General features: G+C 46.7%; 14 protein-coding genes. 9 read left to right on the forward strand and 5 right to left on the reverse strand.

What is annotated here, in order from left to right:
• Positions 1-113: 113 nt before the first annotated feature.
• Entirely contained in the window at positions 114-452 is a 339-nt protein-coding gene (locus tag BC343_RS13930; protein ID WP_078348402.1) for a zinc ribbon domain-containing protein YjdM, read from the forward strand.
• Positions 453-912: 460 nt separating this feature from the next.
• Positions 913-1,575 carry a hypothetical protein gene (locus BC343_RS13935; protein WP_078348403.1) on the forward strand — a complete coding sequence of 221 codons (663 nt, stop codon included), beginning with the start codon at positions 913-915 and terminating at the stop codon, positions 1,573-1,575.
• 294 nt (positions 1,576-1,869) lie between these two features.
• Here BC343_RS13935 and BC343_RS13940 read toward each other — a convergent pair whose 3' ends face one another.
• Positions 1,870-2,442 (reverse strand): REP-associated tyrosine transposase, encoded by a 573-nt coding sequence (locus BC343_RS13940; protein ID WP_162276872.1) that lies wholly within the window; start codon positions 2,440-2,442, stop codon positions 1,870-1,872.
• Between the two features lie 79 nt (positions 2,443-2,521).
• A complete protein-coding gene (locus tag BC343_RS13945) occupies positions 2,522-6,283 on the reverse strand; it encodes a hypothetical protein (protein WP_078348405.1) in 3,762 nt (1,253 codons plus the stop codon).
• Positions 6,284-6,361: 78 nt separating this feature from the next.
• On the opposite strand from BC343_RS13945, the gene BC343_RS13950 reads away from it, so the two are divergent.
• The 5 genes from BC343_RS13950 (at position 6,362) to BC343_RS13970 (ending at position 14,312) form a co-directional block, all read left to right on the forward strand.
• A complete protein-coding gene (locus BC343_RS13950; RefSeq protein ID WP_078348406.1) occupies positions 6,362-7,057 on the forward strand; it encodes a response regulator transcription factor in 696 nt (231 codons plus the stop codon).
• A complete protein-coding gene (locus BC343_RS13955) occupies positions 7,054-8,379 on the forward strand; it encodes a sensor histidine kinase (protein ID WP_078348407.1) in 1,326 nt (441 codons plus the stop codon). The genes BC343_RS13950 and BC343_RS13955 overlap by 4 nt, the downstream gene beginning before the upstream one ends.
• A gap of 123 nt (positions 8,380-8,502) precedes the next feature.
• Positions 8,503-9,897: a TolC family protein gene (locus BC343_RS13960; RefSeq protein WP_078348408.1), complete on the forward strand. Its 1,395-nt coding sequence runs from the start codon at positions 8,503-8,505 to the stop codon at positions 9,895-9,897.
• Positions 9,898-9,906: 9 nt separating this feature from the next.
• The gene (locus BC343_RS13965) at positions 9,907-13,197 is read left to right on the forward strand and encodes an efflux RND transporter permease subunit (RefSeq protein WP_078348409.1); all 3,291 of its coding nucleotides are present in this window, start codon (positions 9,907-9,909) and stop codon (positions 13,195-13,197) included.
• Entirely contained in the window at positions 13,194-14,312 is a 1,119-nt protein-coding gene (locus BC343_RS13970; RefSeq protein WP_078348410.1) for an efflux RND transporter periplasmic adaptor subunit, read from the forward strand. Before BC343_RS13965 ends, BC343_RS13970 begins: the two co-directional genes overlap by 4 nt.
• Before the next feature lie 105 nt (positions 14,313-14,417).
• Here BC343_RS13970 and BC343_RS13975 read toward each other — a convergent pair whose 3' ends face one another.
• The 3 genes from BC343_RS13975 to BC343_RS13985 all read right to left on the reverse strand — a co-directional run bounded on the left by BC343_RS13975 (position 14,418) and on the right by BC343_RS13985 (position 18,263).
• Positions 14,418-15,143, reverse strand: a complete 726-nt coding sequence (locus BC343_RS13975) for a hypothetical protein (RefSeq protein ID WP_078348411.1) — start codon at positions 15,141-15,143, stop codon at positions 14,418-14,420.
• A gap of 15 nt (positions 15,144-15,158) precedes the next feature.
• On the reverse strand, positions 15,159-17,474 hold the full coding sequence (locus tag BC343_RS13980; protein ID WP_078348412.1) for a family 20 glycosylhydrolase: 2,316 nt from the start codon (positions 17,472-17,474) through the stop codon (positions 15,159-15,161).
• Between the two features lie 225 nt (positions 17,475-17,699).
• A complete protein-coding gene (locus BC343_RS13985; RefSeq protein WP_078348413.1) occupies positions 17,700-18,263 on the reverse strand; it encodes a YqgE/AlgH family protein in 564 nt (187 codons plus the stop codon).
• Between the two features lie 110 nt (positions 18,264-18,373).
• Between BC343_RS13985 and pdxH the strand changes: the two genes are divergently transcribed.
• Entirely contained in the window at positions 18,374-19,021 is a 648-nt protein-coding gene (gene pdxH / locus BC343_RS13990) for a pyridoxamine 5'-phosphate oxidase (protein ID WP_078348414.1), read from the forward strand.
• Positions 19,018-19,515 carry an NADH-quinone oxidoreductase subunit C gene (locus BC343_RS13995; RefSeq protein WP_078348415.1) on the forward strand — a complete coding sequence of 166 codons (498 nt, stop codon included), beginning with the start codon at positions 19,018-19,020 and terminating at the stop codon, positions 19,513-19,515. The genes pdxH and BC343_RS13995 overlap by 4 nt, the downstream gene beginning before the upstream one ends.
• Positions 19,516-19,622: the final 107 nt, after the last annotated feature.

Consider the following 19,622-nt stretch of genomic DNA (forward strand, 5'->3'; position numbering starts at 1 on the left):
TTTCACGCAATCCTTTAAACTTCCCAAAGGAGTTTATCCCCAATAAAGCCCTCAAAATATATTCAAGGGCAAGGGCGGCATTTTTTATCTTTGCGCCTTTAATTTAAACTTCAATGAGTGAATTTGCCCCTTGTCCGATATGCCATTCTCCTTATACTTATGCGCTCAATAACCAACTGGTTTGCCCGGAATGCGGGCACGAATGGAGTACAGTAGAAGCAACCACAAGTGATGACACGTTTGTAGTGAAAGACAGTAACGGGAATATCCTGCAGGATGGGGATACGGTGATAACAATAAAAAACCTGCCGGTGAAAGGCAGTGCCCAACCAATAAAAGCCGGCACCAAAGTCAAAAACATTCGTTTGGTTGATAGCGATCATAATATCGATTGTAAGATAGAAGGGTTCGGTGCTATGGCGCTCAAATCCGAGTTTGTAAAGAAAGCCTGAACAGGTTTACAAAGGAATCTTTTAACGGCACCCGTTGCCACTCCCCGGGTAGCTCTCTCTATACCGGCACCGTTCTGTGCCCCGGTAACTCAATGCTGTTAAGTGAAACTTTGTACTACCCCGTTAGGGGTAAGAGCTTTGTAGAACACCCGGCTCCAGGTTTTGAGTGCCGTAGGTACTCAACATATCGCGTTCACCCCCTAACGGGCTTGCTTTATTTTATGTGCAGATAAATAGGTTTAAACCCTTTGACACTATCCTAAAATTGCAAGGCTCTCCCCCACCTTTAACGGCCAAATAACCAATACAGGGTTAACATAACTTAACACATTTTAAGTTATAAATTTTATAAAAAACTAATAATCAAATAGTTATAAAAAGTCATTAAAAAGTTATAAATTACTAAAAATATTAGTATTTATAAATACAATTCGCTAACTTGCTTCAAAAGTTAAGAACCATGGCGAAGACAAAAACAAGGCCCTCTATGCCGCTGAGTGGTATTATCCAAAAGATAGAAAAGCTGCTGGCACGCGAAAGAATTACGCCGGCAGATGTGGGTGGCCTTAGCGAGCAGGAAAAAACACTATTAGAAAACAAGCTGTCCGAAATTTTGCAAGGATCGAAAGATACCGAGCGCGACCGGTTCTTAGAAAAGATCGAACCCGTTATGCAGGAAGACACCAAGAACGACCTATGGGAACGCAACCACATGCTGATAAGCAATGCCATTGCCAGGCATCTGCAACAGCATGCCGTTATGCCCACCAAAAACCAAATAGCCCGCGAAACCGGCATCAGCCGCCAAACCGTTGCCGGCCATATTAAGGAATATAAAGAACATCCCGAATTTGCTGCCGAAATAGAGCAATTTAAATTTATGAGCCACAGCGTATTGGGCATGGTATTTAAGCGCGCCAGCGAGGGCGACATACGCGCGGCTAAACTCTACTTCGAGATGGTAGGCAGCATCGGCGAGCAGCCCGCCGGGGCGGGCAACAAGCTGAACGCGCAAAACAACTATATCCAGATAAACAACACCATCCTGAGCCAGGAAAACCTGGACAGCCTAACCGCCGAGCAGTTGAGGCAAATAGAAAATATTATTAGTAGTAGAGGGTGATAGGCGGTGGTGGCGGATGGTGGGTTTTGTTTTCCGTCACCGCAGGGTCTCCTGAAAGGGACCCTGAGGCAACGAATGCCCGTTAAAATACGCGAAGCCATCAAAACCAATATTCCCTATAATCAGCAATTGCTATATTCCCGTCACCGCAGGGTCTCCTAAAAGGGACCCTGCGGAAACGAACGCGAAGCCATCAAAACCAGTACTCCCTATAATCGGCAATCCCCCCGTCACCGCAGGGTCTCCTGAAAGGGACCCTGCGGAAACGAATACCCGTTAAAAAAAGCGAAGCCATCAAAACCAGTACTCCCGGTAATCGGCAATTGCTATCTGCTCATGGACCTTACCATCTATATAAAAAGCTGCGCTGCTGTGCGCGTAATCTGTATACTCCTCGCATAAACGCCATTTCCCGCTTACCGGGTTATGGTGTATATAATCCAGCTTTTGATGCAGGAATGGCAGGGTGAAAATTGGTTTAGCATCAAAGGAACTTTCGAAGACTTTATGTATTTGCCCCTTAGCCCTTTCCAGTTCACTACAAGCCGCGGAAAGTTTACTTAACAAACCATCTTCCTTTTGTGATTTCAACCGGTCGATCAACGCATAGGCCATGAACCTTTTCCCATTTGAAACGACCTTATTCAAGTCCAACCCATCGTTCGGCAGGTGTAAAATTGCGTGAACATGGTTAGGCATTATTACAAAGGCAAAAGTTTTGATATGATATTTCACATCGATCAGCTTTAACCAATTATAAACCAGATCGTACGATTCGGTTTTCTCAAACAAAGGCAACCAGTTATAGCACGTAAAAGTAATAAACCAGGTATTTTCTTCAGTTGAATGCCGTGTCCTAATTGCCATGGCTGAATATACGTCTTTTGACGGCATCCGTTGCCGCAGGGTCCCTTATCAGGAGACCCTGCGGTGACGAAAGAAAATTTCAATATTCTAAACGGTCTCGCTCTGCTTCCTCGTCCATTCGTAATGCCTCCAACTCGTAACGCTTTGCTAAATCGCTAAAAAGCCTGCTCAATTTTCTATGCTTGTTTTTGTGGAGGTTAGCGAATCTATTGAAATTTGCGGCAAGTTGCCGCTCAATATTGCCACCATCAAATGGCCCTCTACTGGAAGATCCATGATTGTTGAACACTTGAGTAATGAAATTGCGATTGATAGCATCGCTATTAAGTTCTTCAATCAATTCACAAATTGGTAAAGGAGGCCAGTCGTCTTCGCGTTCAGGGAAGTGTCCCAAGATTTTGCCAATTTCCATATCTGCAACGTTTTGACGACCAACCATTTTCGCTAATGACCTCACCTCACTTATCCAGTTTTTCAAATACTCGCTGTCGATTTGACTGCTATCATCAGTTCCAGGAATTTTTGTCCAAGAGTCCAATAATTCATGGGCAGCTCTTGCTCTATTGATTATCATTTCTTTTGTATATCCTTCGTTATTTCCTGTTATTTCCTTCTTACCTTCTGGTCTATAAACCCAAGTCAAAACTTCTACGAAAAACTGAGGGCTTTTCTGAAGTTCGTTATGAAGATTCTCCGGTTTACGCACAGCATTAAATCCCCCAAGCATTGGCATATATAGCCATTCTAATTTAATTTTCTGTTCATGACTGATATCTACCCGATCTTCCATTTTATCTAACAGTCTCTCAAGGTGATGTCCAAAGTTACCCTGTTCATTAGCTTCAATCATAGCAGCTTTTTCAAGCAATTCTGATAATAAAGAAGATGGAACATCATCTATAAAAAAATAAGCTTGGTGAACTGCTGTAAAAAATCTAGAATATTCAATTAGGTTTTTTAAACCACGAATTTTTTCCTCATTAGTCAATTGATAAAACCACGGACTTGTATTCTGCCAGTACCCATCGCGTATGTCATTTGGCAATATATCAATCATATCCCAAAGTTCATTGGATGGTGCAAATGATGTCAGATAATCAATCTTCACTTTAACAGAACACCGATTATCTTCTAAGTATTGATAGAAATGTTTTATCCAATTGATATCGCGGTCCTCTTTTTGAAAACCTAAAAAACTTCGAATAAATTTTGATTGCGAGACGCTATCAAAGTCAACTAAAGATAGCAACTCTTCAATTTTTAACTCATCCACTAATACTTCGGCCAACGCGTTTCCCAACGACCAAGACTCTTTTATTTTACCACTCAAAGTGATAATAGCCTCCAATCCGTATTGATTCATCATTGTATCAATAAATTCCTTTCTACGGCGAGCAATTTTATGATCTTTCCTTTCGTCGTCTTCGCCACCTTCAGGAAAATCAGGCCATTCATCAAAAAGCCAACAGTTCTTTTCTATTAAATCGTCAGGAGTGAGCAAATCGTATAACTCTTGATACTTCTCAAGAGTGGATTCAGGCAGTGCCCAATCGGTCTGAGGATGAGAGCGGTGATGCGATAGTATCCTCCTAACTGCGCTCCAACTTTCCGACCCACCATTTTTAAAGGATTTAGCAGTTGAAATACTTCTGTCAAAAATTTTTTGTCGATCCAAGTCACTTAAATCAACTGATTTTGTAAGCATTTCAGCGAGTTTGACATCTGAGTTGTCGAAAATTTCAATTAGTATATCAACGATAGCACTATTCATTTCCCATATGTCCTGATATGTATGTTGAATATTGAAGTTTCGATCAAATACCCGCCAACGCATTTTATGAGTGTGGAATGCAACTCCGTGATGGTTAGGAAGTAGTTTAATGAGCAACTCCCAACCAACATCTGGTTCTTTATCACAAATTAACCTGAGAACACTTACTCGTTCATCAAATGAGGCTAAAGTTTGGTAATGCCAAGTTTTAAATATCTCGTTTAAGCTATTAATTGGTCGATTAGCTAATTGCCCACCAGGGTCAAGTTTTGCGAGTTTCGCTAAAATCAAACTCGCGTCGTGTAAATATTCGGGCAACCATGCCAAGCTTTCTAGTGCCCATAAAAGTCCCGAATGGTAGCTTATTTTATGAAATAACCCATCTTTTTCTTCGAACAATTCCATTACCATAGGATTGTCACCTTCTAAATCCTTATTTAGTATATCCAAAAAAGACTGCGGTGCCGCTTCCGCTAATAGAGGCAACTCCCGTTCCAAGGAACGCCACAAATTTCTATCTGCCTCGCTGAATAATTTCGATACTTGAGAATCCACCCATACCTGTGAATTACGCATTCCGGTAAGCTTCAGATTATCCCCATAAAAAGCCACCAAAATGAGTGACTGAATAATTCCTTCTCTAACCCAACTTGAATAGGTCTTTTCGTTGTTAAATTCAATAATCCAACGCTCTTTTTCATTGGCCGGCACTTCCAACGGATTCCCTCCTGCAAATGCTGTCTGAAAACATTCACCTAACAATTTTATATCTTTCGGCGTTATGTATTTAGCAATGGATGACCATATATCTAATGGCGACAACAATCGAAAAAGATCTCCAATTTTCAAAAGTGGTGATTCCTCAACATTGACTAATCGAATTACTTTTTCAAGATATTCTTCATAAGGTTGATTCGCTAATTGTTCCAACAACATATGATCCCCCTTTTTTGAGGCATGCCACCTCCCAATTAACATACTCGGTATAAGCTGTCTAACATATTCATCGACAAACCATGCTAATCTATTTTGTGGAAATCTTAACAATCGCTTCAATATTGTAATATTGCGTCCAGCCTCGCGCGAAAATCTTTCAGAGTCTGTTTTGGACAATCCCATTTGTACGAGTCCGTTAATCTGTCCTTCTCTATCAATTGTTGGAAGAGTAATCGTTTTTTGATTTAAATCATCTTCTGGCCCAAGCGGCACCAAAACATGGTGGTTCTCGATAACGCCTGTATAAAGCCCATCGCGTTCCTCAAAACGAATAATTAGATTTAAATTTGAATCACTTAGATGAAGTTTTCTAAAATTGTCAATTGTATCAATTATTAAAGTACGAGATAAAAAACGTTCGCATGAAGCTTCATCGAATGTAAAAGCAGAGGCTAAAATAAATGCAGCTGCTTCGTTTTTGGACGCTGCCTTAACTGCAATTATTTCAGGAGTGCCGTTTAAACTATTTTTAAGGGTATTTATCTCGGAAGTTCGTCCTGAAATAATAGTTTCAATAGGCAACTTACCCATAGGTCCTACCGACCAACTTTTCCAGTATTCTTCAACGGTGAGAATTCCATCCGCGGGGGACTTACCAATGAATGCGGAAAACCATCTTGAAACAACGGCGCACTGATCAAGCCATTGCTCTAAATTAGATGAATCGTAAACGCGAATATCCTTCCATTTGCCTTCTGCTAATTTACTTTGTCGCCATTTTTCTTTGTATCGCCAAAAACGAGGGGTGACAAAAATAAATGTCGATTCTGCACAGATATATCCTTCGGGATTTTTTATTCTTTTTAAAAAGTCTTTTTCCGCCTTACCTTTTATTTTTGGTTCAGTGCCAAATTCCCATACCGATACGTCCTGTGGGACAAAACCATTACCTATTGGGCTATTTACCAAACCATCATAGCCTCCAATGAATACGGCATTTCCCGAAGGGAAATCAATGTACGCCTCCTTTGGAGCGGTTGCTCTAACCAATCGAGAAATCATTACTGGGAAATAACCTTTACTTTCGAACTCGTTGGCCCATCTTTCAATATCGCTTCTTAATATTAGTCTCATTATCAAAACAAGATAGAGATTTTAGCGAACATCCCCCCCCTTCAAATTCACTTCAAAATTCCCTTGTATATTTGCAGCATGAAAGTACTTGTGCTTGAAGATAATCCGCAGTTGGGCGCCAGCATCAGGGAGTTTTTAACCCGTGAGGGGTACCTGTGCGAGGTGGCCGATACTTACGCTAAAGCAAAGGACAAAATACTTTCGTCGGGGTACGACCTTATCCTGCTGGATATTATGCTGCCGGATGGTAATGGGCTTGATCTGTTGCGTATTATTAAGCAGGAGAACATTGCCAGCGGGGTGCTCATTATTTCGGCAAAGGAGGCGCTTGACGATAAAATACGCGGACTGGAAGGCGGTGCGGACGATTATATTACCAAACCTTTCCACCTGTCGGAATTGCATGCCCGGCTGCGGGCCATTTATCGCCGCAAAAACCCGGCTGGCAGCAGCGGCAGCATCATCAGTTTTAACGAGATAAGCCTGAATACCGATACGCTGGAGGCCTTCATTAACAACCAATTACTGGATATTACCCGCAAGGAATTTGACCTGCTGATGTATTTTGTGGTGAATAAAAACAGGGTATTGTCAAAACAGGCCATTGCCACCCACCTTTGGGGCGATTATACCGATAATTTAGATAACTTAGATTTTGTTTATCAGCACGTTAAAAACCTGAGGCGCAAAATAGCGCAGCTAAACGGCACCGACTACATAGACACGGTGTACGGGCTTGGCTACCGTTTTAAAGCCACAGAGGCAGCAATATGAAATTAATTAACAAACTCACTTACTGGATATTGGGCGTGGTGTTCCTGGTAACGCCGTTCACCATGGTTATCAGCTACCGCAGCATAAAAGATAACATCAACAACGCCGAAATTGCCCGCCTTACGCAGGTTACCGATAAGGTGGCCGCCCAGCTGAAGGCAGGCCAGCCGCCGCACCAGTACATGCTGGATAGGCCCATTACGGTAAAAACTGTTGCGGCCATGCCTACCGTTAAAACACAACCGCACAACTACAATTTCTACAACACAGAACTTAAGCGCAACGAGTGCCGCATGGATGTAACATCGTATTATAACATCAACGGCAAGGTGTACGCGGTTTACACTTACAACTACGTTACCCAGGGCAGGCAAATTATTATGGGTATGATATACGCCCTGGCCTGGAAGATGGGGCTGCTCACCATCAGCGTGCTCATCACGGGCAGGCTGCTGTCTAAATATATCCTTTCGCCATTTAACCAAACGCTTAAGAGCATTGGGCAATTCACGCTGGGCAACCGCGAAAAATTGGTACTGCCCGCCACCACCACTGCTGAGTTTAAAGAGCTGAACAGCTTCCTGAAAAACATGACCGACCGCGCCCTGCAGGAGTATTCGGCCGTGAAGGAGTTTAGCGAGAACGCCTCGCACGAGGTGCAAACCCCGCTGGCCGTTATCCGCACCAAACTGGAATTACTTTCGGAAACGCCGATAAATGAGGACCAGGCCTTGCTAATAGGCGATATGCAATCGTCGATAGAAAAGCTGGTGAAAATAAACCGCTCGCTGCTGCTGCTTACCAAGTTGAACAATGCCGAATACCACACTACCGAGCAGGTAAAACTTTGCCGCATAGCCAAAGATATGGTGCGCGATATGGAGCCGCACATGGAGATGAAGGGGATTACGTTGCGCAACCACATTGGTAGCAACATACCGGTACTGATACACCCCGTACTGGCCGAAATATTGCTGAACAACCTGCTGAGCAACGCCATCCGCTACAACGCGCCCGATGGTTACATCGATATTACGCTTACCCCTAACCGCTTAATGGTGAAAAACCCTGGCCAGCCGCCTGTGGTGGAACCTGAAATGCTTTTCCAGCGTTTCAAAAAATCCAACCAATGTGCCGATAGCATTGGCTTGGGCCTTTCTATAGTGCAGCAAATATGCTCGGTGAACAATTTTGAAGTGAGTTACACCTACCAAAACAACGAGCACATTTTACAGGTGATATTTGCCGAAGAAGCATTACAAACCGAGCAGGCAATCACCGTTGAGGAAACATTTTTTGCGGCCGATACTGCCCTTGCGTAATATTATTGTCAGAAATACACAATGAACGGCAATTCTGTAACGATACTTCAAATTTGCTTCAAAAAGCTGCGGTAGTCTTGCACTACGTTAGCCAACCGGGTTAACGATGCTTTTTTGACGTAAATGAAATCACCAGCCCTCTTCGTTTGCCTGTCGGCCTTTCTGCTGGCCAATAGCGCGAACGCACAACAACACCTCAGCTTAAAGGAGGCCCTGCAAATGGCCACCGACAATTATGGCACCATAAAGGCAAAAGCCAACTACGCCGCCGCCTCTACCGAAGGCATCAGCCAGGCCAAACGCGAATACCTGCCAAATCTGAATCTCGGCATACAACAGGCCTACGGCACCATCAACGGTATAAACGGCCCGCTTTACCCTATGGCGGGTACCGCAGGTTCGGCAGGCCCGGCGCTGGCACAGCAAAACTGGAACGCTGCCTTTGGCGCCCTCTACCTCGCCAACATGAACTGGGACTTTTTCGCTTTCGGCCGCGCCAAAGAACGTATCAGGACGGCACAAGCCACCGCCCACCGCGATAGCAGCGATTACCAGCAGGAAATTTTCCAGCAAAAAGTGCGCACCGCGGCAGCTTACCTCAATTTGGTAGCCGCACAACGCATCACCATATCGTACCGTAAAAACCTGCTGCGTGCCGATACCTCGCGCCTGGTAGTGCAGGCCCGTGCAAAAGGCGGCTTGATAGCGGGCGTAGATTCATCACAGGCCAATGCCGAAATATCAGGCGCACGCATATTATTGGTACAGGCACTCAACACCGAGCAGGAACAAGCCAAAAACCTGTCGGTACTGATAGGCTCGCCCACTGCCGATTTTGTTTTGGATACCACTTTCACCACGCGCATACCGGCAGATATTGCCGCTGCCGCCGCTGCGGATAGCATATCGGGCAAACACCCTGTGCTTGGCCTCTATAAAAGCCGCATTGCTTTGAGCGATAAACAAGCCGATTATTTCCGCACGTTCAGCTACCCAACGTTCTCGCTGTTCAGCGTGTTCCAGTCGCGTGCTTCTGGTTTCGGCAGCAATTACGTTAACGATCAAACTTCTTACACCGGCAATTACTGGGATGGCATAAACCCTACCCGTAGCAATTACCTGGTGGGTTTTAGCGTTACCTGGAACTTTACGCAGCCCTTCCGCACTGCTAAACAAGTGAAAGCGCAGCGCTTTATAAGCCGGGGTCTTACCGACGAGCTTACGCTTGCTAAACAGGAATTGACCGCACAGGTGAACCTATCTGACAGGAAAATACTGAATGCCCTAACCAGCTACCGCGAAGTGCCCGTGCAAATAAAGGCCGCGGGCGATGCCTGGGTGCAAAAATCGGTACTGTATAAAAACGGGTTAACCAATTTGGTTGATGTAACACAGGCGCGCTACACCCTCATCCGCGCCGAAACCGACCGCGACATAGCCTTTAACAACGTATGGCAAGCCCTGCTGCTGAAAGCTGCCGCCACCGGCGACCTTAACTTATTTGTAACTGAACTTTAATATATACTGATGAATTTAATTCGTTTTGCGCTGCGTAAACCTATCACCATTATGGTGCTGGTTGCCGGTATGCTGTTCTTCGGCATCAAATCGGCCACTACCATAAAGGTTGATATTTTCCCCAAGCTCGATCTGCCCGTTATTTACCTTTCACACCCTTTTTCGGGCTACACGCCTTCGCAAATGGAGGCTATGTTCGGTAAGCAATACATCAACATCCTGCTGTTCGTTAATGGTGTAAAAAGCATCGAAACCAAAAACATACAGGGCCTTACCCTCATGAAGATAAACTTTTACCCCGGCACCAATATGGCGCAGGCAGCTGCCGAGGTAAGCGCATTTGCCAACAGGATACAGGCTATCTTCCCTCCCGGCTCCAATCCACCCTTTATTGTAAGGTTTGATGCCTCTACCCTGCCCGTTGGCCAAATAGTACTGAGCAGCAACAAGCGCAGCAATAACGAACTGGCCGATTTGGCCAACGTATACGTGCGTGCATCGTTCACCCAAATACCCGGCCTGGTTGGCCCGCCGCCCTTTGGTGGTAACGTGCGTACCGTGGTAGTAAAGGTAGACCCGCAGCAACTACGCTCGCACAACTTAACGCCCGACCAATTGGTGGAGGCCCTGCGCGTGAATAACCTTACCGCTCCATCGGGTAACGTACGCATAGGCGACAAAAACTACATCACCCCAACCAACACCACCGAGCACGGTATAAAAGATTTTGAGAACATCCCCCTGTTTAAAGGCGGCGTGCAAAACCTTTACCTTAAAGATGTGGCCACGGTAGAAGACGGTGCCGACGTAACATCGGGCTATGCCCTGGTGAACGGCCGCCGTTCGGTCTACCTCAACATTGCCAAAAGTGCCGATGCCTCCACCTGGGAAGTGGTACAAACGCTTAAAAAGTCGCTGCCTAAAATACAGGCTAACTTACCCGAGGATGTGAAGTTGAGCTACGAGTTCGACCAATCTACCTACGTGATCAACTCCGTAAAAAGCTTATTGACCGAGGGTGCCCTTGGTGCTATACTAACGGGCTTAATGGTAATGATGTTCCTGGGCGACGTGCGCGGGGCCTGTATTGTGATACTCACCATCCCGATAGCCATTATTTCGGCAGTGCTGTTCCTGAGCCTGTTCGGGCAAACCATCAATATCATGACACTGAGCGGCTTGGCATTGGCCATTGGTATTTTGGTGGATGAAAGTACGGTTACGATAGAGAATATTCACCAGCACTTTGATATGGGCAAGCCCAAGGCCCTGGCTATATGGGATGCCTGTAAAGAGATAGCCTTCCCTAAATTGCTTATCCTGTTCTGTATTTTGGCAGTGTTTGCGCCGGCATTCAGCATGGGCGGTATACCGGGCTCATTGTTCCTGCCGCTGGCATTGGCCATTGGTTTCAGCATGGTGGTATCGTACTTTTTGGCGCAAACCTTTGTACCGGTTATGGCCAACTGGCTGATGAAGATAAAACATCACCACAAACCAAACGGACAGGAAATGACCGATGCCGAAGAGTTTAAAGCCGCCGGCCTTGATGCTGCAGGCGAGCACGATACCTGGGCGCAAAAAGGTACTTTGGTTGAGCGTGCCGATAGCGACCGCGATGGCAAAGTAAGCCGTTTCGAACGCATCCGCATGAGCTATATGCGCTTTATCGACCGTATGGTGCCCTACCGCAAACCTATTGTAACGGGTTACATAATAATTAGCGTGGCAATTGCCGCCTTCCTGATGAGCAGCATTGGCCGCGACGTGTTGCCTAAGGTAAATGGCGGGCAATTCCAGCTACGCATAAGGGCGGCCGAAGGTACCCGTATAGAAAGTACCGAAAAGAAAACCCTTGCTGCTATCAACGCCATCAGCAGCATAACCGGAAAAGAGAATGTGGCCATCAGTTCGGCCTATGTGGGTACACACCCTGCACTGTTCTCTATCAGCCCTATATTTTTGTGGATGGCACAACCGCACGAGGCCGTTATACAGGTGGCCCTGAAAGAAGATTACAAGGCCAACCTGGACGAGCTGAAAGAAAAGATACGCGCCAAAATAAGCAAGGAGATACCTGATATTAAACTATCCTTTGAGCCGATAGAGCTTACCGATAAGATATTAAGCCAGGGTTCGCCAACGCCGGTAGAGGTACGTGTATCGGGCAGGAACAAGGTACTTAACGAGCAGTATGCCAACAAACTCATAGCCGAGCTTACCAAGATCAATTACCTGCGCGATGTACAGTTGGGGCAATCTACCAAGTACCCGTCGTTAAACGTCGAGGTGGACCGTACACGCGCCGCACAATTAGGTGTGGATATGAATGATATCTCGCGCTCGCTCATTGCCGCAACATCGTCATCCCGCTTTACCGAAAAGAATATTTGGGTTGATGAAAAGGCCGGCTACAGCTACAGCGTACAGATACAGGTGCCCGAAAGTAAAATGGCCAGCATAAACGATATTGGCGAAACGCCGATTCTGCGCAACTCCAGCCGCCCTGTACTGAGCGATGTGGCCACCATCACTCCCGGTACCACCTATGGCGAAAACGACAACCTGGGCGCCATGCCGGTGCTATCGGTAACCGCCAACTTAAACAACCACGATTTAGGCTCGGCGTCAAAAGATGTACAAAAAGCCATCAAAGACCTTGGCGAACTGCCCCGCGGCCTGAACGTGGAAATGATAGGTATGAGCAATACGCTTACCGATACCATGAGCAGTTTAGAGAACGGTTTGATCGTGGCCATTGTGGTAATATTCCTGATGCTGGCGGCCAACTTCCAGTCGTTCAAAGTATCGGGCGTGGTATTGGTAACGGTACCTGCGGTTATATTGGGGTCGTTGCTGCTGCTTATTATTTGCGGCTCTACGCTTAATTTGCAATCGTACATGGGTATGATCATGTCTGTAGGGATATCCATCTCCAACGCGGTACTGCTTATTACCAATGCCGAGCAATTGCGCAAGCATAACGGCAATGCGCTGTTATCGGCCAAAGAAGCCGCCGCCCTGCGTATGCGCCCTATTGTGATGACGGCTTTGGCAATGGTTGTGGGTATGATACCTATGGCCAGCGGGCTTGGCGAAGCAGGCGACCAATCATCGCCGTTAGGCCGTGCTGTAGTAGGCGGGCTTATCATGTCAACCTTTGCCGCATTGTTCATCCTGCCGCTTGCCTTTGCATGGGGGCAGGAAAAAGCCACCACCGTAAGCGTATCGCTCGACCCTGAAGACGAAGAAAGTAAATTTTATATCAACACAAACACACCTGTCACCAACGCTATATGAATAAGCCATCCATCATAAAATTTTTAAGTGTAACTGCGCTTGCCGTGGCGCTGCAATCATGCGGCTCACCGGAAAATAAAGAAGAGAAAAAAGCCGAAGCAGTACAGGAAGCCCCTCCTGTAGAAGTTATCGGCCTGCAAAAAGGTACCATCAGCACCTCGTTCAACGTACCGGGCGAACTGGTTGCCTTTCAACAGGTTGACCTTTATGCCAAGGTGAACAGCTTTGTAACCAAATTAAATGCCGATATAGGTAGCGAAGTACACGCCGGCGAGCTTTTGGCTACCCTGCAGGCTCCCGAGGTAAATTCCCAATTATCGGGTGCCGAATCGAGGCTGCAATCGCAGGAGGCGCTATACCAGGCCAGCAAGGCAACTTACAAACGCCTGCTGGAGACCAGTAAAACACCGGGCACGGTATCGCCAAACGAGCTTGACCTGGCCCTTGCCAAACAAAACTCCGACTTTTCTCAACTCCAGGCAGCCCGTGCCGCTTACAAAGAGGTTGGCGCTAACCGCGATTACCTGCTAATACGCGCCCCTTTCGATGGTATCATCACCGCGCGTAACGTAAGCGCAGGCGCCTATGTGGGCCCGTCGGGTAAAGGCTCGGAACTGCCGGTGTTTACCCTGCAGGAGCAAAAGAAATTGCGCCTTGCCGTCAGCGTACCCGAAAATTACACCGGTGCCCTGAGCGATAAAAGCGAAGTAACATTTACGGTAAAAGCAATGCCGGGCCAAGTATTCAATGCCAAAGTAAACCGTATGTCGGGCGCTTTAGATGCCAAACTGCGTGCGCAGCGCATAGAGATGGACGTTTTTAATGCCAACAAAAAACTGTTGCCCGGCATGGTGGCCGAAGTGCATATACCGGTATCGGGCAATAGCGGTGCTTTTGTAGTGCCCAACAAAGCTATACTCAACTCTACATTGGGTGTGTATTTAATTACCGTTGCCGACGGTAAAGCCAAATGGGTGCCTGCAACTACAGGCCGCTCGGCAGATGGTAAAACCGAAGTATTTGCACAATTAAACGAAGGCGACAAAGTAGTGAATGTAGCCAGCGAAGAAATAAGAGACGGCAGCGAAATAAAAACCGCGCCCGCCAAGAACTGATGGATCTGTGAGGTTGAATTGTTTTTAAAGTTGAAAAGCCGCCTGTAATGGGCGGCTTTCTTTGTGGAGTATATTTTTTTGGAAAGATAAACTTGAGTTGGGGGCTTACCCTCTCCTCCTACGCTTCTTCTTTTTGGTCTCCGTTTTTTTCTTCAAAGATCTTTTAACCTCTGTTTTCTTTTCGGGCTGTGCGGCAACTGGCTCTTTTACCGATACCGAATCTTTACTCAATTGTGTAACGGTAAAGCTATTGCGGCTTAGGCCGTATTGCAGTACACGCTTGGCACCGGTTGGCTTGGCCAGGCTATCGTTACTGCTGTATATCGGGAACTCGCGTATCAGCAGGCCGTCTTTAATATAAAAATTATCGTTACCGCGGTAGCCCTTGCGTTGCGAGTTGTTCAGCCTCGGGAAGTCGAGCTTATTGGCATTGCTGTTACTAAACTCAAAGGCGTAAATTTTGGCATAGTTAACGGTGTCTTTCCCCTTGGCCTGTATCAATACCTCGGGGTTGCCATCGGTATCCATGTCGGCGTTGTATACATCGGTTATGGCGCCATCCAGATCGCCGGTTGTGGTGGTGTATTTGGCGGCGGCCGAGTCGGAGTGCAGTATCATAAAGGCACCAAACTCTTTGGCTCCCCTGCCCCAACTCAATACATCATAAGTTTGCCCCGGCGATACCTCTATCGCTTTATGGAAACGGAAAGGCTCCTGCACAACAGGTTTATCGGGTGCTGCTTTGGCCGCCACCTTTTGCTGTTGGTCGCTGCTGCATGCTGTAAATAAGGTGCAAGCTGCCGCTATCAGTATAAAATATCTTGCATTCATGTTTATAGTATCGGCTTAATAGTAAAGCATATCGGGCGAAACTTCTCCTTTTGGCTTACCGGGAATGGTCATGTAAACACGCAGCATACTATTCGTTGGCAAAGCATCCACATATTTAACCGTCACTTTATGGAAGCCCTTTAACAACGGCACATAGCCCGTAGTTTCGTTATTGCCTTTGCGGCCATCGTTATCAACTACAGGTATATCGTCGATGTAAAGCATCGATCCATTGTACGATTGCGTAGAGAAACCATAAGTTCCATCCATATCCGCCTTCAGGTAACCGGTGTAAACCACGCCATACTTCACAAAAGCTTTCTTAAACGCCGAATTAGCTATCTGGAAGCTTTTAGCAATGCCCGTATCTATCACCGCTGCCGAATTTATCTGTGTGGTGTTTACATACGAGCCTTGCGATGCCTGGTATTTCATGCCGGTGTTTGTCCCGGTAAAATCAACGGCAGGCATTGGCGCTTTATTGTAAATGGTAGTTTTGGTAACGTTGCTGCGTTTGCCGGCAGGTGTTACCACAATGGTTTGTATCTCGCGGTACTGGTCAATAGGCACCAAATACGTCATGGGTTTGGTGTAGGCCATTTCGGTTTCGCGCGGGGTGTAACCATCAATGGTGTAATAAATGGTAGCGCCCTGCACCGGCGATTTCAGGTTAACCGTATACTGCGAGCCAATAATAGTAGTATCGGCCGAGCCAATAGCGTTTGGCACATGGTACTCGTAACCTGCCTTATCCAGCCATGCCAAATGCCCCGGGATACGGGTTTCAGCAAAATCCTTATAGTTTTTATTAGCCAGGGGCGACCATGCGATCTCTGATAGCGCCAGCATCCTCGGCAGCAGCATAAACTCTACTTTTTTATCAGTAGTGATGTACTCCGTCCACAGGTTTGCCTGTACGCCCTTAACGTGGGCCTGCTGTGCAGGAGTTAAACTGGCCGGCGTTGGGTTATAGCTGTATATTTTAGACAGAGGCTCGTTACCGCCAATGCTCAATGGCTCCTGGTTAAGACGGCCCTGCCCATGGTCGATGTATAGGCCATGGCTACCGGGAGTCATGATAACATCGTGGTTTTGCTGTGCTGCGGCAATACCGCCTTCTTCGCCCCTCCAGCTCATCACGGTAGCGTTAGGTGCCAACCCACCCTCTAAAATTTCATCCCAGCCAATAATGCTACGGCCTTTGCTGTTCACAAACTTTTCCATCCGTTGTATGAAGTAGCTTTGCAGTTCGTGCTCATCTTTCAGCTTCAGTTTTTTGATCAGGTCCTGGCAAAATTTAGAGTTCTTCCAAACGGTTTTTGGTGCTTCGTCTCCGCCTATGTGTATGTATTTGCTCGGGAACAGGTCGATCACCTCGGTAAGCACATCCTCTAAAAAGTGGAAGGTTTTTTCCGACGGGCAGAAGATGTTATTGAACACGCCCCAGGTTTCGGCTACCTTGTAATCAATTTTAGGGTCGCAGCTTAGCTCGGGGAAAGCAGCCAATGCAGCCTGCGCGTGGCCCGGCATTTCAATTTCGGGCACTATGGTAATGTAGCGGTCGGCGGCGTATTTAATAACGTCGCGTATCTCATCCTGCGTGTAAAAACCACCGTGCGGGGTGTTATCAAATTGCTGCGGGTTACGGTCGCGGTATACGCCGATAACGCTTTGCGCACGTACGCTGGCCACTTGTGTTAAGCGCGGGTATTTTTTTATTTCGATGCGCCAGCCCTGGTCGTCGGTCAGGTGCCAGTGAAAGGTGTTCAGTTTATAGCCCGCCATCAGGTCGATATAGCGTTTCACCATATTTACCGAGAAAAAGTGGCGGCAAACGTCCAACATCAGCCCGCGGTAACCAAAGCGCGGAAAATCTTCTATAGTGGCGCAAGGTAGTTTGGCGGTAGCGGCACGCTCCAGCGGCATTAATTGCAGCAGGGTTTGTATACCGTAGAAAAGCCCAGCCCCTTTACCGGCCACGGTAATTTGCTGCGGGGTTATGGTAAGGCGGTAACCCTCCGGCGCAAGGCCTTCGGTACCGGTTGATGTTAAATAGATGATGTTAGAGCCCGAATTGGCGTTGCGTAAACCTACCTGCTTGTTGTAGGCCATATTGTTAGAAAGGTATGCCGAAAAGAACTGCACGGCTTTGTTATTAGGTGTATCGGCCAATACACGGGTCTCCTGGCTTAGGACGAACTCGCCAATGGATTTTTTTACGGATACAGGTGCCGGGATGATGCCCATATAAGGGTCGGCATCCTGGGCGTGAACGGAAACAGTTGCAGAAATAAAGAGCGCACAGAACAACAGGGGGAATCTTTTTAACATAGCAGAAAATTAACCGGGTTATTATTAAGGTGGTGAATTTAATAAATTTTGCCACCGATTGCACCGATTTTTTGATGATTTCACCGATATGAAAAAGATTCCACCGATTTGGTGTGGGCGAAAACGCGGCTTATCTGCCAAGTATCGTTTGACCAAAGGATATTCCATGGTTTATAGGGCACAAACCACCAATAAACAAGTGAACCAATGAACTAATGAACCAATTTAATTCAACGTAGGGTTCTCGGGGAAGTTGGCGATGTGGGCGTAGCGCTGGCCGAGGCTGATGACGGTTTCGCGCCACATATTTTGCTCGTTGTTGCTAAATACGGCATCGGCTTCGTACTTGCCGGTAACTATCCAGGCATCTTCGCGCAGCTCGTTATCCAGTTGGTCGGGTGTCCAGCCGCTGTAGCCCATAAAAAATTTTATCTCATCTTCGGTCAGCTGGTAATTGGTTATCAGCTCTTTTATTTGTTCAAAATCGCCACCCCAAAAAATACCATCGGCTATTTCTATGCCGCCGTCAATTTTTTCGGGGCATCGGTGTATGTAATGCAGCGTATTTTCGGCAACGGGGCCGCCCATGTAAACGGGTATCTCCGAGTACGATACATCGGGCAAAATATCGCCCAGCATATGCTCGGTTTGGTGGTTAAGGATAAAGCCCATGGCACCCGCCTCCGAGTAATCAACTAAAATAATTACCGACCGTTTAAAGTTTGGGTCGGGCATAAAAGGTTCGGATATTAATAAACGCCCTGAGGCGGCAGGTATCTCGCTAAGCATGGGTGTAAAATTTTATTGTATAAACGCCTTTTGTAAAATTATGTTCAATATCATTTAATTTGAACAGTTGTACAATATGTACGGTATAATTAATTTGTAAGTTTGCTGTGATGAACGAGCAGGATATACAAAACTTGAGGCAGGACTACAGCGCCGCCTCGCTTAACGAGGACGATGTGCACGAGAACCCCATGCGCCAGTTCGACAAATGGTTTAACGAAGCCATTAACGCAAAGGTTTACGAACCTAATGCCATGACTTTAGCCACCGCCACCACCGATGGCCGCCCCTCGGCACGCATAGTGTTGCTGAAAGGCTTTAGCGACGATGGTTTTAAGTTTTACACCAACTACCTCAGCCGCAAGGGGAAAGAGATAGCTAAAAACCCTATGGGGGCGCTTATTTTCTTTTGGGGCGATATGGAACGCCAGGTACGAATAGAGGGCACTATTGAAAAACTCGATAAAAGTTATTCTGAAAAATATTTTCACTCGCGCCCTAAGGCAAGCCAGCTTGGTGCAATAGCATCGCCGCAAAGCCAGGAAATTGAAGGCCGCGAGTTGCTGGAAAAACGCATGGCCGAACTGGAAGCCGAATATGCCGATAAGGATGTACCGAAGCCATCATCGTGGGGTGGCTACATTTTAAAGCCACGCCTGATAGAGTTTTGGCAAGGCCGCCGCAGCCGCCTGCACGACAGGATTGTTTACAAAAAAACCGACAATAAAAACTGGAAGATAGTACGCCTGGCCCCATGAGTTTCGACGATATTAAACAACTGCTTATTGACAAGTTTGGCGAAGCCGTTATTGTTGGCGAAGAGCGTACAGGCATGCAACCTGCCCTGCTGATAGATGCCGAAAGGATAGCCGATGTATGCCTGGAGCTGCGCAATAACCCAAAAACATATTTCGATTTTTTGAGCTGCTTGAGCGGGGTGGATTATGGTGTGGAAGCCGACCGTTTCGGTGTGGTTTACCACCTGTCATCTATCCCTTACAATTTGCAATTGGTATTAAAGGTGAGCAAAGAGGCCGGCCGCGATTTGGAAGAACTTCCCTCTTTCCCCAGCATTACATCGGTTTACCGCGCCGCCGATTGGCACGAACGCGAAGCCTTTGATATGCTTGGGATATACTTTGAAGGGCACCCGGATTTACGTAGGCTTTTAATGCCTGATGATTGGGAAGGATATCCGCTTAGGAAGGATTACGCTAATGCGGAATATTATAAGGGAATTAAAATAGATTGAGCCCCCCAGCCCCCTGAAGGGGGAGCCGTAAAACGCAAACCTTCAACCAGCTCTGTCATTTCGATGAGCACACGCGGGGGAAAAGCGCGGGAGGGCGAAGAGAAAAC

This window comes from Mucilaginibacter pedocola (genome assembly GCF_002013915.1).
Classification (GTDB): Bacteria; Bacteroidota; Bacteroidia; order Sphingobacteriales; family Sphingobacteriaceae; genus Mucilaginibacter; species Mucilaginibacter pedocola.

Bases quoted from the DNA above. Each gene is read 5' to 3' on its own strand.
- BC343_RS13930 (WP_078348402.1), top strand. From the start codon at position 114: ATGAGTGAATTTGCCCCTTGTCCGATATGCCATTCTCCTTATACTTAT.
- BC343_RS13935 (WP_078348403.1), top strand. From the start codon at position 913: ATGGCGAAGACAAAAACAAGGCCCTCTATGCCGCTGAGTGGTATTATC.
- BC343_RS13940 (WP_162276872.1), bottom strand. From the start codon at position 2,442: ATGGCAATTAGGACACGGCATTCAACTGAAGAAAATACCTGGTTTATT.
- BC343_RS13945 (WP_078348405.1), bottom strand. From the start codon at position 6,283: ATGAGACTAATATTAAGAAGCGATATTGAAAGATGGGCCAACGAGTTC.
- BC343_RS13950 (WP_078348406.1), top strand. From the start codon at position 6,362: ATGAAAGTACTTGTGCTTGAAGATAATCCGCAGTTGGGCGCCAGCATC.
- BC343_RS13955 (WP_078348407.1), top strand. From the start codon at position 7,054: ATGAAATTAATTAACAAACTCACTTACTGGATATTGGGCGTGGTGTTC.
- BC343_RS13960 (WP_078348408.1), top strand. From the start codon at position 8,503: ATGAAATCACCAGCCCTCTTCGTTTGCCTGTCGGCCTTTCTGCTGGCC.
- BC343_RS13965 (WP_078348409.1), top strand. From the start codon at position 9,907: ATGAATTTAATTCGTTTTGCGCTGCGTAAACCTATCACCATTATGGTG.
- BC343_RS13970 (WP_078348410.1), top strand. From the start codon at position 13,194: ATGAATAAGCCATCCATCATAAAATTTTTAAGTGTAACTGCGCTTGCC.
- BC343_RS13975 (WP_078348411.1), bottom strand. From the start codon at position 15,143: ATGAATGCAAGATATTTTATACTGATAGCGGCAGCTTGCACCTTATTT.
- BC343_RS13980 (WP_078348412.1), bottom strand. From the start codon at position 17,474: ATGTTAAAAAGATTCCCCCTGTTGTTCTGTGCGCTCTTTATTTCTGCA.
- BC343_RS13985 (WP_078348413.1), bottom strand. From the start codon at position 18,263: ATGCTTAGCGAGATACCTGCCGCCTCAGGGCGTTTATTAATATCCGAA.
- pdxH (WP_078348414.1), top strand. From the start codon at position 18,374: ATGAACGAGCAGGATATACAAAACTTGAGGCAGGACTACAGCGCCGCC.
- BC343_RS13995 (WP_078348415.1), top strand. From the start codon at position 19,018: ATGAGTTTCGACGATATTAAACAACTGCTTATTGACAAGTTTGGCGAA.